At 69.2% G+C, this 13228-nt stretch carries 14 protein-coding genes; all 14 read right to left on the bottom strand.

Annotation, left to right across the window (positions count from 1 at the left end; genetic code table 11):
• Positions 1-20: 20 nt before the first annotated feature.
• Positions 21-932 carry an NADP-dependent oxidoreductase gene (locus H613_RS0105500; protein WP_026923030.1) on the bottom strand — a complete coding sequence of 304 codons (912 nt, stop codon included), beginning with the start codon at positions 930-932 and terminating at the stop codon, positions 21-23.
• A gap of 103 nt (positions 933-1035) precedes the next feature.
• Positions 1036-1281 carry a preprotein translocase subunit SecG gene (gene secG, locus H613_RS0105495; RefSeq protein WP_211234720.1) on the bottom strand — a complete coding sequence of 82 codons (246 nt, stop codon included), beginning with the start codon at positions 1279-1281 and terminating at the stop codon, positions 1036-1038.
• Between the two features lie 260 nt (positions 1282-1541).
• A complete protein-coding gene (gene tpiA / locus H613_RS0105490) occupies positions 1542-2327 on the bottom strand; it encodes a triose-phosphate isomerase (protein ID WP_026923028.1) in 786 nt (261 codons plus the stop codon).
• Positions 2328-3524 carry a phosphoglycerate kinase gene (locus tag H613_RS0105485; RefSeq protein ID WP_026923027.1) on the bottom strand — a complete coding sequence of 399 codons (1197 nt, stop codon included), beginning with the start codon at positions 3522-3524 and terminating at the stop codon, positions 2328-2330.
• Positions 3525-3531: 7 nt separating this feature from the next.
• The gene (gene gap, locus H613_RS0105480; RefSeq protein WP_026923026.1) at positions 3532-4527 is read right to left on the bottom strand and encodes a type I glyceraldehyde-3-phosphate dehydrogenase; all 996 of its coding nucleotides are present in this window, start codon (positions 4525-4527) and stop codon (positions 3532-3534) included.
• Between the two features lie 248 nt (positions 4528-4775).
• Positions 4776-5762: a DNA-binding protein WhiA gene (gene whiA, locus H613_RS0105475; RefSeq protein WP_026923025.1), complete on the bottom strand. Its 987-nt coding sequence runs from the start codon at positions 5760-5762 to the stop codon at positions 4776-4778.
• A complete protein-coding gene (locus H613_RS0105470) occupies positions 5763-6683 on the bottom strand; it encodes a gluconeogenesis factor YvcK family protein (RefSeq protein WP_026923024.1) in 921 nt (306 codons plus the stop codon).
• A gap of 122 nt (positions 6684-6805) precedes the next feature.
• On the bottom strand, positions 6806-7705 hold the full coding sequence (gene rapZ / locus H613_RS0105465) for an RNase adapter RapZ (protein WP_026923023.1): 900 nt from the start codon (positions 7703-7705) through the stop codon (positions 6806-6808).
• An 83-nt stretch (positions 7706-7788) separates the two neighbouring features.
• Positions 7789-9672 (bottom strand): excinuclease ABC subunit UvrC, encoded by a 1884-nt coding sequence (uvrC, locus tag H613_RS24560; protein ID WP_245598472.1) that lies wholly within the window; start codon positions 9670-9672, stop codon positions 7789-7791.
• Positions 9673-9751: 79 nt separating this feature from the next.
• A complete protein-coding gene (locus H613_RS0105455; RefSeq protein ID WP_035736291.1) occupies positions 9752-10684 on the bottom strand; it encodes a serine protein kinase RIO in 933 nt (310 codons plus the stop codon).
• Positions 10685-10910: 226 nt separating this feature from the next.
• A complete protein-coding gene (locus tag H613_RS24555) occupies positions 10911-11321 on the bottom strand; it encodes a type II toxin-antitoxin system VapC family toxin (RefSeq protein ID WP_051392983.1) in 411 nt (136 codons plus the stop codon).
• Positions 11315-11578, bottom strand: coding sequence for a hypothetical protein (locus tag H613_RS30655; RefSeq protein ID WP_156925839.1), 264 nt, complete (start codon positions 11576-11578; stop codon positions 11315-11317). The genes H613_RS24555 and H613_RS30655 overlap by 7 nt, the downstream gene beginning before the upstream one ends.
• A gap of 39 nt (positions 11579-11617) precedes the next feature.
• On the bottom strand, positions 11618-12403 hold the full coding sequence (locus H613_RS0105445; protein WP_026923021.1) for an ABC transporter permease: 786 nt from the start codon (positions 12401-12403) through the stop codon (positions 11618-11620).
• A gap of 2 nt (positions 12404-12405) precedes the next feature.
• Positions 12406-13227: an ABC transporter permease gene (locus tag H613_RS0105440; RefSeq protein WP_051392982.1), complete on the bottom strand. Its 822-nt coding sequence runs from the start codon at positions 13225-13227 to the stop codon at positions 12406-12408.
• Position 13228 lies beyond the last annotated feature (1 nt).

The following is a 13228-nucleotide window of genomic DNA, read 5'->3' as shown; positions in this document are numbered from 1 at the left end:
GGGGCCGACGGGTGAGCCTGTTATGCGATCTTCAGGACGATTTTTCCACGGGCCTTGCCGGTCTGGCTGGCCTCCCACGCCTCGGCGGCCCGCTCGAGCGGGAACGTGGCCGAGACGGGGACGATGAGCTGCTTGGACTCGGCGAGCGAGGTGAGGGTGCGCAGGTCCGCGCTGCTCGGATCGATGAAGACGTACTTGCCGCCCTTCTCGCGGACCTTCGGGTCGGCGATGGAGACGACCCGCGAGGGGTCGGCCCCGGCCTCGATCGACAGGTCGATCTCCTCCCCGCCGATCGCGTCGAGCGCCGCGTCGATGCCGTCCGGGGCGAGCCTCCGCACCCGCTCCAGCAGGCCGTCGCCGTACTCGACCGGTTCGGCGCCGAGCGCGACGAGGTAGTCGCGGTTGCGCGGCGACGCGGTGCCGATGACGCGCGCGCCGCGGGCCTTGGCGACCTGGACGGCGATCGAGCCGACTCCCCCGGCGGCGGCGTGGATGAGGATCGTGTCGGCGTCCTTGACGGCGACGGCGTCGAGCGTCTGGACGGCGGTGAGGCCGACCAGCGAGAGCCCGGCGGCCGAGTCCCAGTCCAGGGAGGCGGGCTTGGGGGCGATCATGCGCGGCTCGGCGATGGTGTACTCGGCGTAGGTGCCCCATTTGGCGACGGGCCGGCGGACGTAGCCGAGGACGGCGTAGTCGGTGATCTCGGCACCGGCCGCGACGACGGTTCCGGCGGCGTCCCAGCCGGGGATGAGCGGGAACTCCCCCGGGATGATCGAATCGAGGCGCCCGGCCCCGAGCTGCCAGTCGACGGGATTGACCGAGGTCGCCTTGAGCCGGATGAGCACCTCGCCCGGCCCGCAAGGCGGCTTCGGCACATCGGCCACTTCAAGGTCTTGGGCCCCGCCGTAACGAGGCAGTATCACTGCTTTCATACCGGGAATGACATCACGGATCGAGAGCCGCATCAGAGAAACCCGGAGAGCCGAAGGCCCCGCCGAGCGGGGCTCGGCGGGGCCTTCGGAAAGCTTCTTGCGGCTAGACCATCGACCTCAGGAGCAGGCCGTAGGCGACCACGCAGGCGAACCAGATGACACCGACGGCGATCGTGATGCGCGTGAGGTTCTTCTCGGCCACCGAGGAGCCCGAGGCCATCGACGACATGCCGCCGCCGAACATGCTCGACAGGCCGCCGCCCTTGCCCTTGTGCAGCAGCACCAGCATGATCAGACCGGCGCTGGTCAGCAGCAGGACGATCAGCAGGGCGTAAGTCAATACCGTCATCATCGGCGATCGAGTGTCCTCTCCAACAGTTCGGCGTCCACGCGGGCGTGGATCCGGCCCCGAGTCTAGCTCACGGGCCGGTTTGCGTCGGAATCGGTCTGCCTGCGAGCAAGCAGGTGAGGCCGGTCCTCGCGCCCGCACGAGCTCGACGACGATCGATATCCAGGAAACGGGTGCGGGGCCGCCGTACGCCTTTGTACAGCGGCCCCACAGTCTCTGGCCCGCGGGCGCTGCGCGCCCGCAAGCTGCGTCTTCGATCCCTAAGCGTTCGCGTGCTCCGGGAACCGAACGATCTTGGCGAACTCCTCGGCGTCGAGGCTCGCGCCTCCCACCAGGGCGCCGTCGATGTCCGGCTTGCCCATGATCTGGGCGACGTTCGCCGACTTCACCGAGCCGCCGTACAGGATCCGGACCCGCTCGGCCACTGCGCCGAACTTCTCGCCCAGCGCCGCGCGCAGCGCCCCGATGACCTCCTGGGCGTCATCGGGCGTGGCCGTGCGGCCCGTCCCGATCGCCCAGACCGGCTCGTAGGCCACCACGACGTTCGCGAGTTCCTCCTCGTTCAGCCCGTCCACGGCGGCCAGGAGCTGGCTCACCGTGTGCGGCACGTGGTTCCCGGCCTCGCGGACGTCCAGGGCCTCGCCGACGCACAGGATCGGGCTGATGCCGTTGTTCAGCGCCTGACGGACCTTCGCGGCCACCAGCTCGTCGGACTCCTCGTGGTACTGGCGGCGCTCGGAGTGGCCCACGGTCACGTAGGAGCAGCCGAGCTTGGCCAGCATCGACGCGGCGGTCTCGCCGGTGTACGCGCCGGACGGGTGCGCCGACACGTCCTGGGCGCCGTAGCCGACGGTCAGCTTGTCGCCGTCGACGAGCGTCTGCACGCTGCGGATGTCGACGAACGGCGGCAGGACGACGGTCTCGACCGCTTCGAGCTGCGCGGGCGTGAGGCTGAAGGCCAGCTTCTGCACGAGCGCGATCGCCTCGAGGTGGTTGAGGTTCATCTTCCAGTTGCCGGCGATGAGCGGCTTACGGGTTTCAGACATCTAGTCCTCCAGTGCGTCCAGGCCGGGCAGGGTCTTGCCTTCGAGGTACTCGAGGCTGGCGCCCCCGCCGGTGGAGATGTGGCTGAAGCCGTCTTCGGGCAGGCCGAGCGTGCGGACCGCGGCGGCGGAGTCGCCGCCGCCGACCACGGTGAACGCGTCGGAGTCCACGAGCGACTGCGCGACGGTCTTGGTGCCGTTCGCGTAGTCGGGGAACTCGAAGACGCCCATCGGGCCGTTCCAGAACACGGTCTTCGCCGCGGCGATCCGCTCGGCGAACAGCCGGGCCGATGCGGGCCCGATGTCCAGGCCCATGCGGCCTTCGGGGATCGCGTCGGCGCTCACTTCAAGCGGCTCGGCGTCGGCGGCGAACTCGGCCGCGGTGACGACGTCGGTCGGCAGCAGGAGCTCCACGCCGAGCTTCTCGGCTTCGGCGAGGTAGTTCTTGCAGGTCTCGATCTGGTCCTTCTCCAGCAGCGAGTTGCCGACCTCGTGGCCCTGGGCGGCGAGGAAGGTGAAGGCCATGCCGCCGCCGATGACGAGCGTGTCGACCTTGCCGAGCAGGTTGGCGATGACGGCGAGCTTGTCGGAGACCTTGGCGCCGCCGAGCACCACCACGTAGGGGCGCTCGGGGTCGCCGGTGAGCCCGGAGAGGACTTCGACCTCTTTGGCGATGAGCCAGCCCGCGTAGTGCGGCAGGAGCTTCGCCACGTCGTAGACCGAGGCGTGCTTGCGGTGGACCGCGCCGAAGGCGTCGTCGACGTAGACGTCGCCGAAGGCGGCCAGCTGGCCGGCGAACTCGGCGCGCTCGGTGTCGTCCTTGCTGGTCTCGCCCTTGTTGAAGCGCAGGTTCTCCAGCAGCAGCACGTCGCCGTCGCTCTGGGCGACGGCCTTCGCCTCGGCGTCCTCGCCGACGGTGTCGCTCGCATGGGCGACCTCGCGGCCCAGGACCTCGCCGAGCCGCTGGGCCACGGGGGCCAGCGAGAACGCCGGGTCCGGCTCGCCCTTGGGGCGGCCCAGGTGGGAGCACACCACGACGCGGGCACCGGCCTCGGCGAGCGCCTTGACGGTGGGCCCGACGGCGCGGATGCGGCCGTCGTCGGTGATGTTCTTGCCGTCGAGAGGAACGTTGAGGTCGGCGCGCACGAGGACGCGCCGACCGTTGACGCCCTCCTTCAGGAGTTCGTCGAGCGTCTTCATCAGGCCGTTAACCGACCAGCTTGACGAGGTCGACGAGGCGGTTGGAGAAGCCCCACTCGTTGTCGTACCAGCCGAAGACCTTGACCTGGTTGCCGATGGCCTTGGTCAGCTTGGAGTCGATGATGCACGAGTGCGGGTCGGTCTCGATGTCCTTGGAGACGATCGGGTCCTCCGTGTAGGACATGATGCCCTTGAGCGGGCCCTCGGCGGCGGCCTTGAGGGCCTGGTTGACCTCTTCGGCGGTGACCTCGCGGGAGGCCTCGAAGGTGAGGTCGGTGATCGAGCCGGTCGGGACCGGGACGCGCAGCGAGTAGCCGTCGAGCTTGCCGTTGAGCTCGGGCAGCACCAGGCCGACGGCCTTGGCGGCGCCGGTCGTGGTGGGCACCACGTTCAGGGCCGCGGCGCGGGCGCGACGCGGGTCCTTGTGCGGGCCGTCCTGCAGGTTCTGGTCCTGCGTGTAGGCGTGGATGGTGGTCATCAGGCCCTTTTCGATGCCGATGGCGTCGTTGATGACCTTGGCCATGGGGGCCAGGCAGTTCGTGGTGCACGAGGCGTTCGAGATGATGTTGTGCTTCTCGGCGTCGTACTTGTCCTGGTTGACGCCCATCACGATGGTGATGTCGTCGTTCTTCGCCGGGGCGGAGATGATGACCTTCTTGGCGCCGCCCTTGAGGTGCGCCGCGGCCTTCGTCCCGTCGGTGAAGAAGCCGGTGGACTCGATGACGACGTCGGCGCCGACCTCGCCCCAGGGCAGGGCGCCCGGGTCGCGCTCGGCGAACGCCTTGATGGTCTTGCCGTTGACGGTGATCTCGCCGGGGCCGACCTTGACCTCGTACGGCAGACGGCCGAGGATGCTGTCGTACTTCAGCAGGTTTGCAATGGTCTCGGTGTCGCCCAGGTCGTTGAAGGCGACCACTTCGATGTCGGCCTCGGAGGCGAGAACCGCCCGGAAGAAGTTGCGGCCGATACGGCCGAAGCCGTTGACACCAACGCGGATGGTCACGTGCCCATCTCCTCGCTAGAACAGGATTCGAATATCTGACTGAGACCAGAGCCGGTCTCGGACGCGATCCATTCAGCCATAGAGCGACGGTGGAACAGATCGCTGTTCGGCCTCGTCGCCGAGCACTCTTCGACCCTACCGCCCCGGTTTTCCACCGGGTCGCAGGCGGGACTTCCCGATCATGTCACACTCGCCACAAGCCGATGTCATCGCGGTTAAGAAAGCGCTATCAGTCGTGGACTTCCGCGTCACGCGGCGAGCGCTTCCTCCTCCGCGACGACGTCGTCCGGACCGGGCACGCCGGTCTCGGCGGCGCGCTTGGCGGCCATGTTGATGAGCCGCCGGATCCGGCCGGCGATGGCGTCCTTGGTGAGCGGCGGGTCCGCGAGGGTCCCGAGCTCCTCCAGCGACGCCTGGCGGTGCTCCAGGCGCAGCTTCCCGGCCCCCGCGAGGTGGTCGGGCACGTCGTCGCCGAGGATCTCCAGGGCGCGGGTGACCTTCGCGGCGGCGGCGACGGCCGCGCGGGCCGAGCGGCGCAGGTTCGCGTCGTCGAAGTTCGCCAGGCGGTTCGCCGTGGCGCGGACCTCGCGGCGGACGCGGCGCTCCTCCCAGGTCAGGACCGACGAGTGGGCGCCCAGCCTGGTGAGCAGCTCGCCGATGGCGTCGCCGTCGCGGATGACGACGCGGTCGATCCCGCGCACGTCCCTGGACTTGGCGCCGATGCCGAGGCGGCGGGCCGCGCCGACCAGCGCCAGCGCGCTCTCGGGGCCGGGGCAGGTCACCTCCAGCGAAGACGAGCGGCCGGGCTCGGTGAGCGAGCCGCGCGCCAGGAAGGCACCCCTCCAGGCGGCCTCGGCGCAGCACGGGTAGGCGCCGACGACATGGGCGGGCAGGCCGCGCACGGGATAGCCGCGCTGGTCGGTCAGGCCGATCTGGCGGGCGAGCGCCTGGCCGTCGGCCATGACGCGCACCAGGTAGTGGTTGGTGCGCCGCAGCCCGGCCGCGACGAGGACGTGGACCTCGGAGTCGTAGTTGTACAGCTCGTTGATCATGCGCTTGGCGCGCCTGGCGACGTTGCCCGCGTCGATCTCGGCCTCGACCATGACGTTGGAGCCGCCGACCAGGTGGAGCCCGCCGGCGAACCGGAACAGCGCGCCGAGCTCGGCGCGCTGGCAGCAGGATTTCGTTACCTCGATCCGGCTGAGTTCGTCCTTGACCTCCGAGGTCATCGCCATTTATGAACCACCATCTTCGACGAGCAGATTTCCCATTACCGCGGCCAGTGCGGCGACGTCGTGGGTGACGACGTCCGCGGCGAGGTCCGCCGCCACCAATTCGGCCCGCAACGATTGTGCCGCAGTGTTCAACGACTCGGGATCGTCGAGGGTTCGGGTATCGCCCGAGATGACGTAGTGAAACCGGACACCTTCGGCGTAACGCCCCAGAGCGTCGAGGTGCCCGGCGAGCGTGAGGCCGTCGGTCTCCTTCTCCTCGGAGAGGTTGAGCACCACGATTCGCTTGGCCGAGGCCGCGGCGACGGCCTCGCGCAGCTCTGGCAAGAGCAAGTGCGGAATGACACTGGTGTACCAGGAGCCGGGGCCGAAGACGTGCCAGTCGGCCGCGGCGACCGCCTCGAGCGTCTCGGGGCAGGCCGGGGCGTCGGCCGGGACGAGCCGGACGTCGGTGACCGCGCCGTCGGCGACGGCCACCTCGTGCTGGCCGACGATGGTGCGCACGCCCCGACCTTCGGCGAGGTCGGCCTCGATGTCGAGCGGCTCGCACGACATGGGCAGGATGCGGGCGCGGCAGCCGAGCAGGTCGGCGGCCTCGGCGATGGCGGCGACCGGGTTGGCGCGGCGTTCGAGCAGCGAGGTGAGGACGAGGTTGCCGACCGGGTGCCCGGTCAGGAAGTCGTCGCCGCCGAAGCGGTGCGAGAACAGATTCGCCGCATCGGCCCTGGTCGGGTCGGCGGTGGCGACCAGGGCCTTGCGCAGGTCGCCGGGCGGCAGCACCGGCCTGGACTTGCGGATCGCCCCCGAGGAGCCGCCGTCATCGGCGACGGTCACCACGGCCGTCAGGTCGATGTCGAGCCTGGAGAGCGCGCGCAGCGAGGCCGACAGACCCCGCCCGCCGCCGAACGCGACGACGCTGGTCATGGGCCGTCACTCCGGTCGGCGACGGGAGCTCGGCGCGCCGGCGGGTTCACCGCCGCGCTGGGCGGAGCGGCGTCGGCGCTCGGGAAGGGACCTGGCGCCGGCCGGTGCCGCTGTGGAGTGGGTCATTCGTTCCCTCGGTCGCGGTGGTGGGTGTTCGCGGGGAACCCGGCCGCGTTGAGGCGGCTCGCGAGCGCTTCGGCGATGGCCACACTGCGGTGCTTGCCGCCGGTGCATCCGATCGCGATCGTCATGTAGCGCTTGCCTTCCCGCTCGAATCCCTGGGTGGTGCCGAGCAGCAGCCCTGCGTAGGCTTCGACGAACTCGGCGGCGCCTTCCTGGTGCAGGACGTAGTCCGAGACGTCCTTGTCGGCGCCGGTGAGCTCGCGCAGGCTCGGAACCCAATACGGGTTGGGAAGGAATCGTACGTCAGCCACATAGTCCGCATCGCGCGGGATGCCGTACTTGAACCCGAACGACATGCAGGTGAACTGGAGTCCGGCGGTCGAGGGGGCGAGGAAGGTCTCCTCGACCCTGGCCCTGAGCTGATTCTCGTTCATGTGGGTGGTGTCGAAGAGAGTGTCGGCCGATTGGCGCGCGGGGGCCAGGAGGCGGCGCTCGGCGGCGATCCCGTCGGCGAGCAGTCCGTCCCCTTGCAGCGGGTGGGCTCGGCGGACCTTCTCGAAGCGGCGGATGATCACGTCGTCGTCGGCGTCGACGAACACCAGGTGCGGCTTGAAACCGCCCTTGCGCAGCTCCTCGATGACACCGACCAGGTCGGTCGTGAACGCGCGCGAGCGCACGTCGAGCACCATCGCGGTCCGCTTGACCTCGGCGCCGCCCGCCGCGGCGAGCTCGGCGGTCTGGGCCACGAGCGACTCCGGGAGGTTGTCGACGACGTAGTAGCCGACGTTCTCCAAGGCGCGCGCCACCGTCGATCGGCCCCCACCGGAGATGCCGGTGACGATGACGAGGTCCAGGTCGCTTCGGTCCTGGAACGCGGACTGCTCAGATGGCGCACTCATAGACACAAGTATTCCCGAGATTGATCTTGATGCCGCTGTGACACGGCTATGACGCTGACCCCCGTATAGCTACCATGCGCGTCTCAATCGGTGTTGTCATCGGGGTTGCGCAGATGTGTCCGCAAGGTCTCCGCGAGCTTCGGGCCGATGCCCGGGACCGCTTCGAGGTCTTCGAGCTCGGCCTCTCTGATGCGCTTGACCGAGCCGAAGTGCTTCAGCAGCGCCTTGCGCTTGGACTCCCCGAGCCCGGGGACGCCGTCGAGCGCCGAGAAGCGCATGCGCTTGCGTCTGCGGTTGCGGTGCAGGGAGATCGCGAAGCGGTGGGCCTCGTCGCGGACGCGCTGCATGAGGTAGAGGGCCTCGGAGGTGCGCGAGAGGATGACCGGGTACTCCTCGCCGGGCAGCCAGATCTCCTCGAGCCGCTTGGCGAGCCCGGCGAGGTTGATGGTGTCGATCCCCATCTCGGCGAAGACGGCCTCGGCGGCGGCGACCTGCGGCTGGCCGCCGTCGACGACGAGCAGCTGGGGCGGGTAGTGGAAGCCCTTGCGGGGCTCCTCGTCCTCCTCCATGGGTGAACCGGCGGGCTGTTCGTCCAGTTTGGAAAGGCGGCGGCGCAGGGTCTCCTGGAGCGAGGAGAGGTCGTCCTTCTTCTCCCCCTTGATGACGAAGCGGCGGTACTCGCTCTTGCGCGGCAGGCCGTCCTCGAAGACCACCATGGAGGCGACGACGTCCTGGCCTTGGGACTGCGAGACGTCGTAGCACTCGATGCGCAGCGGCGCCTCGGGGAGGTCGAGGGCGTCGGCGAGCTCTTCGAGGGCCTTGGAGCGGGCGGTGAGGTCCCCGGCGCGCTTGAGCTTGTGGCGCTGGAGGGACTCGCCCGCGTTCTTCTCGACGGTCTCGGCGAGGGCGCGCTTGTCGCCGCGGCGGGGCACGCGCAGGTCGACCTTGGCGCCGCGCTGCTCGCAGAGCCACTCGGTGAGCGCGGGGGCGTCGCCCGGCAGGGCCGGGACGAGGACCTCGCGGGGCACGACTTCGCCCTGCTCGCCGTAGAACTGGGTGCAGAAGCGCTCGACGATGCCGGCGAGGTCGACCGGTTCGGGTTTCTCGATGACCCAGCCGCGTTGGCCGCGGATGCGGCCGCCGCGGACGTGGAAGACCTGGACGGCGGCCTGGAGTTCGTCGTCGGCCACGGCCATGACGTCGCAGTCGACGTCCTCGGCGAGGACGACGACCTGCTGTTCGAGGACCTTGTCGAGCGCGCCGAGGTCGTCGCGCAGCCGGGCGGCCTTCTCGAAGTCGAGGGCCTCGGAGGCGGCCTGCATCTCGGCGATGAGGCGCCTGCGGACCGGGGCGGTGTCGCCGGACATGAAGGAGCAGAAGCTGTTCACCAGCTCGCGGTAGTCCTCGGCGGAGATGCGTCCGACGCAGGGGGCCGAGCACTTGCCGATGTCGGCCAGCAGGTTCGGGCGGCCCATGCGGTTGCAGCGCTTGAACTCCGTGTCCGAGCAGGTGCGGATGGGGAAGACGCGGGTGAGCAGGTCGAGGGTCTGGCGGATGGCCCAGGCGCTGCCGAAGGGCCCGAAGTAGCGGACGCCCTTGCGTCGGTTGCCGCGCATGACCTGGGCGCGGGGGAACTCGTCGCCGACGGTGACGGCAAGCCAGGGATAGGACTTGTCGTCCTTGAACATGACGTTGAAGCGCGGGTCGTACTCCTTGATCCAGGTCCACTCGAGCTGGAGGGCCTCGACCTCGGTGCCGACGACGGTCCACTCGACGCTGCGGGCGGTGTTGACCATCCGGCGGGTGCGCTCGTGGAGGCGGGTCTCGTCGGCGAAGTAGGAGTTCAGGCGGTTGCGGAGGTTCTTGGCCTTGCCGACGTAGATGACCCGCCGGTCGCGGTCCCGGAAGCGGTAGACACCGGGTTGGGTGGGAATCGTGCCCGGCGCGGGACGGTAATCAACGCTCACGCCCACAAGGCTATATCGGGGGTGGGACAGGCATCGGGCCTCGGGCCGGGCCGCCGTGCGGTCCGGCCCGAGGTGCGGTTCAGCGGAGTCCCGCCAGGGCCATGAGCTCGACGCGCAGGTCGTCGACTTCTTGGCGGTCCACGCCCCTGGCGGTGAACCAGCCGCCGAGGTTCTCGACGTCCCTGGTCAGGAATTCGAGCCCTTTCGGGTTCGCGTAGATGTCGACGATCTGCGGCAGGTCGAGCACCACCAGGCGGCCCTCGTGGACGACCGTGTTGTACGACGAGAGGTCGCCGTGGGCGAAGCCCTGCTCGGCCATCAGCCGGAGGTTCTCGCAGGCCTGCTCCCACAGGCTCTCGAGTTCGGCCTCGTCGGGCCGGGTCTCGGCCAGGCGCGGCGCGGCGGTGCGCCCGGTCCCGATGAACTCCATGATCACCTCGGTGCCGAGGATCTGCACCGGGTACGGCACGGCCACCCCGGCGACGTAGAGCCGCTTGAGCGCGTCGAACTCGGTGGCGGCCCAGCGGCCCGCCGCCTGCTCGAGGCCGAACTTGGTGCGCTTCTCCATGGCGCGGCGGTCGCGCGAGCGCCTGGCCGTGCGCCCGGCGGTGTAGTCGCCGGCGCGGTTGAACTGGGTGTGCTCGGCCGAGCGGTAGCGCTTGGAGGCCATGAGCACCGCCCGGTCGGTGTCCGGTACGGCGCGTTCGATGAGGAAGACGTCGGCCTCTTTGCCGGTCTTGAGGACGCCGAGCTCGTAGTCGACGGCGCCCAGGTCGGTGATGATCCATTCGGGCCACGGCTTGGGGCCGCGCTGGAGTGCCTCCGAGTCGTCCCAGGTGGACCAGCGGTCGCCGGTGGGCGGGCCGTCGTCGACCGGGCCCTCGTCGAAGTCCTCGGACCGCATGGCCTCGAAACGGGCCTGGTCCTCGGCTGAGAAGACCTCGTCCTCGCCGAGCGACTTGCGGCGACGGGTGGACTCGAAGGTGGAAGTGTTGTTGGACTTGCGTGCCACTGCGGGTGTGCTCCTGTGCAGAGAATCCGGCGGCACGCGACAACGGGTCAGAGCGAGCCGACGGGAGGTGAACTGGTAATCGAGGCAAGACGAAAGACAACGACAGCCATGTGTACACACCTCCAAACGCTCTACGGGCCCGGGCTTGCAGACCTCGGGCGACGGGAGCGACTCTAGCGGCCCCCACGCACCCGCGCAACCCATTAATCGGGCACGGCTCATCCGGTCATGCGGAGCAGTCGACATGCGCGCATGCGATCTGCGCTCGGGTCGCGGTGTCGGCCAGGCCCTTGTCACCGGTCAGCAGCAGTGCGTCGAGCTCCTTTGCCAGGGCGGCATAGCAGGCGTCGTAAGCCGAGAGGTTGTGGAACCAGCGCACCGTTTCCAACAGCAGCCGGGTGTTCCCCAACGGCACCCGTTGCACCGGCAGGGCCGCGAGCCGCGCAGCGGCTACCCGCAGGTCGGCCATGGTCAAGTGTCGCCCCAGCATGCGCCCGCGGAGCGCAGAGAGCACCTCGACGTCGAGGTGGGCCGGTGCCGCGAGTTCCGGATCACGCCGGAGGTGCTCGGCGATCGACGCCTTCGCGGAATGACCGGTAAGGAGAGCGGTGATGACAGAAGCGTCGACGATCAGCACGCGAAGTCTCCCAGCGACCGCCGGATCTCGGATTCGCGGTCGGCGCGTGCGTCGGCAATGGCTTCAGCGGCATCGAACGGGTCGCCGATGGGATCAGCTAGGACCTCGTCGAGCCATGCATTGATGCTGGGGCGGGCAACATCACGCTGGATTAGATTTCGGACATAAGTTGACAAATCCACTCCAAGTTCCGCAGCCCGGCGCTTGGCCGACTCGCGAAGCCCTTCATCGACGTTCCGTACCTGAATGAACACCATGCCACGAGCATAGCATGCGTTGAGCATGCTCAATGTGCATCAGTGACCGGACGAGTCGTAGGCGCGCAGGCCCGCGCGGAAGACCCATACCGCGAACGCCACGGCCGCCGCCGCTGCCACGGGCGGGCCTATCAGCCACCCCGCGGAGAGCCGGCCGGTGAGGACCTGCACCGGGATGAAGCTGGCGAAGGCGACGGGCAGGCCGAAGGTCAGCAGGAGCCGGACGGCGAACGGGAACATCGTCAGCGGGAAGCGCATGACCTCGGTCTGCATGTCCAGCAGCATGAACGCCACCACCGGCGAGTGGCCCTTGATCCAGAAGTTCGCCGCGTTCGCCGCCGTCAGCAGCGCGATCTCGATGACCACGGCGGAGGCGAGCATCACGATCGCGACGGGGATCATCGCGGCGCTCAGTCCGGCGCCGACCCAGCCGTAGACGAGCATCGTCAGCCCGAGCGTGATCTCGCCGAAGGCCTGCATGCCGACGTGGCTGGCCCCGAGCTGGGAGGCGACCGGGGCGGGCCTGATGATCAGGTAGTCCATGCCGCCGTTGATGATCTGCCTGCCGAGGCCCCACATGCCGTCCCAGAAGATCGCGTTCGTCGAGGCCGCGACCGTCAGGAACCCGGCGAGGACCAGCATCTCGTGGTAGCCCCAGCCGCCGATCGCGTTGACGTTCGCGAACAGGATGGTCACGAAGCCGAACTGGATGCACGACCAGACGGTGCCCGTGCTCGCCATGACCCAGAAGTCGGCGGGGTACTCCAGCATGGAGCGGAAGTGGGCGCCGAGGGAGCGCCGGTAAACGGCGAAGGCGTGCCGCATGCTCAACCTCCATGGATCGTGACCTTCTTGATCGCCCGGCGCCAGATCAGGCGCGCGCCGCCCCACATGACGACGACCCATGCCGCTTCTGCGGCGATGAGCCCGAGCGCGCCGAGCGTGTCGACGCGGCCGAGGTAGATCGCCGCGGGCGTCGTGGTGAAGTGCGGGAACGGCAGGCACCAGCTCAGGACCTGGAGCCAGCCGGGCATGAGCGCCAGCGGCACCATCATGCCGGAGAAGAACGCGACGAACCCGTCCTTGGCCCACTGGATGCCGAGGTAGCGGCGGGTCCAGAAGCACAGCATGATCGACAGGTAGCCGACCCCGAACGCCATCGGGAAGATGAACAGGATGCTCACCACGGTCAAGACTCCGGCGAGCGGCGTCACCGGAAGCTGGGGGTCGAACAGGAACCAGGCCGCCACCGCGCCGAGGACCGCGGTCGGCAGCACCGAGGCCGCGCCGCCGACGTATTCGGCGGCGCGGGCGCGCTGGAAGTCGACCGGTTTGGTCATGTCGATCGCCACGAGCCCGTCGAGGATCCGGTTGGCCATCTGCCAGTCCGCGCCACCCCAGGCGATGGTGGAGGTGACGAACCCGATGAGGAGGTAGGCGCGCATGGCGTCCCAGTCGTAGCCGCCCACCGATCCGGCGCCGATGATGTGCTCCCACACCACGATCCCGACCAGCAGCTGCCAGCCGCCGAAGGTGATGGAGAACAGCCAGGTGGTCTTGTAGGCGAGTCGGCGCTTGAACGAGATGAGCGCGAGGGCGCGGTCGGCCGCGAAGCGGTGCCCGCGCGGGGCGGCGATCGCGTCGGCCATG

The sequence above is a fragment of the Glycomyces arizonensis DSM 44726 genome (genome assembly GCF_000482705.1).
GTDB lineage: Bacteria > Actinomycetota > Actinomycetes > Mycobacteriales > Micromonosporaceae > Glycomyces > Glycomyces arizonensis.
Note: the sequence above shows the minus strand (reverse complement) of the source record. Positions and strands in the feature narration are given on the sequence as shown.

Bases quoted from the DNA above. Each gene is read 5' to 3' on its own strand.
- rapZ (WP_026923023.1), bottom strand. From the start codon at position 7,705: ATGAGTGCGCCATCTGAGCAGTCCGCGTTCCAGGACCGAAGCGACCTG.
- H613_RS0105485 (WP_026923027.1), bottom strand. From the start codon at position 3,524: ATGAAGACGCTCGACGAACTCCTGAAGGAGGGCGTCAACGGTCGGCGC.
- H613_RS0105445 (WP_026923021.1), bottom strand. From the start codon at position 12,403: ATGCGGCACGCCTTCGCCGTTTACCGGCGCTCCCTCGGCGCCCACTTC.
- H613_RS0105440 (WP_051392982.1), bottom strand. From the start codon at position 13,227: ATGGCCGACGCGATCGCCGCCCCGCGCGGGCACCGCTTCGCGGCCGAC.
- H613_RS0105500 (WP_026923030.1), bottom strand. From the start codon at position 932: ATGAAAGCAGTGATACTGCCTCGTTACGGCGGGGCCCAAGACCTTGAA.
- H613_RS0105470 (WP_026923024.1), bottom strand. From the start codon at position 6,683: ATGACCAGCGTCGTCGCGTTCGGCGGCGGGCGGGGTCTGTCGGCCTCG.
- H613_RS30655 (WP_156925839.1), bottom strand. From the start codon at position 11,578: ATGGTGTTCATTCAGGTACGGAACGTCGATGAAGGGCTTCGCGAGTCG.
- secG (WP_211234720.1), bottom strand. From the start codon at position 1,281: ATGACGGTATTGACTTACGCCCTGCTGATCGTCCTGCTGCTGACCAGC.
- whiA (WP_026923025.1), bottom strand. From the start codon at position 5,762: ATGGCGATGACCTCGGAGGTCAAGGACGAACTCAGCCGGATCGAGGTA.
- tpiA (WP_026923028.1), bottom strand. From the start codon at position 2,327: ATGTCTGAAACCCGTAAGCCGCTCATCGCCGGCAACTGGAAGATGAAC.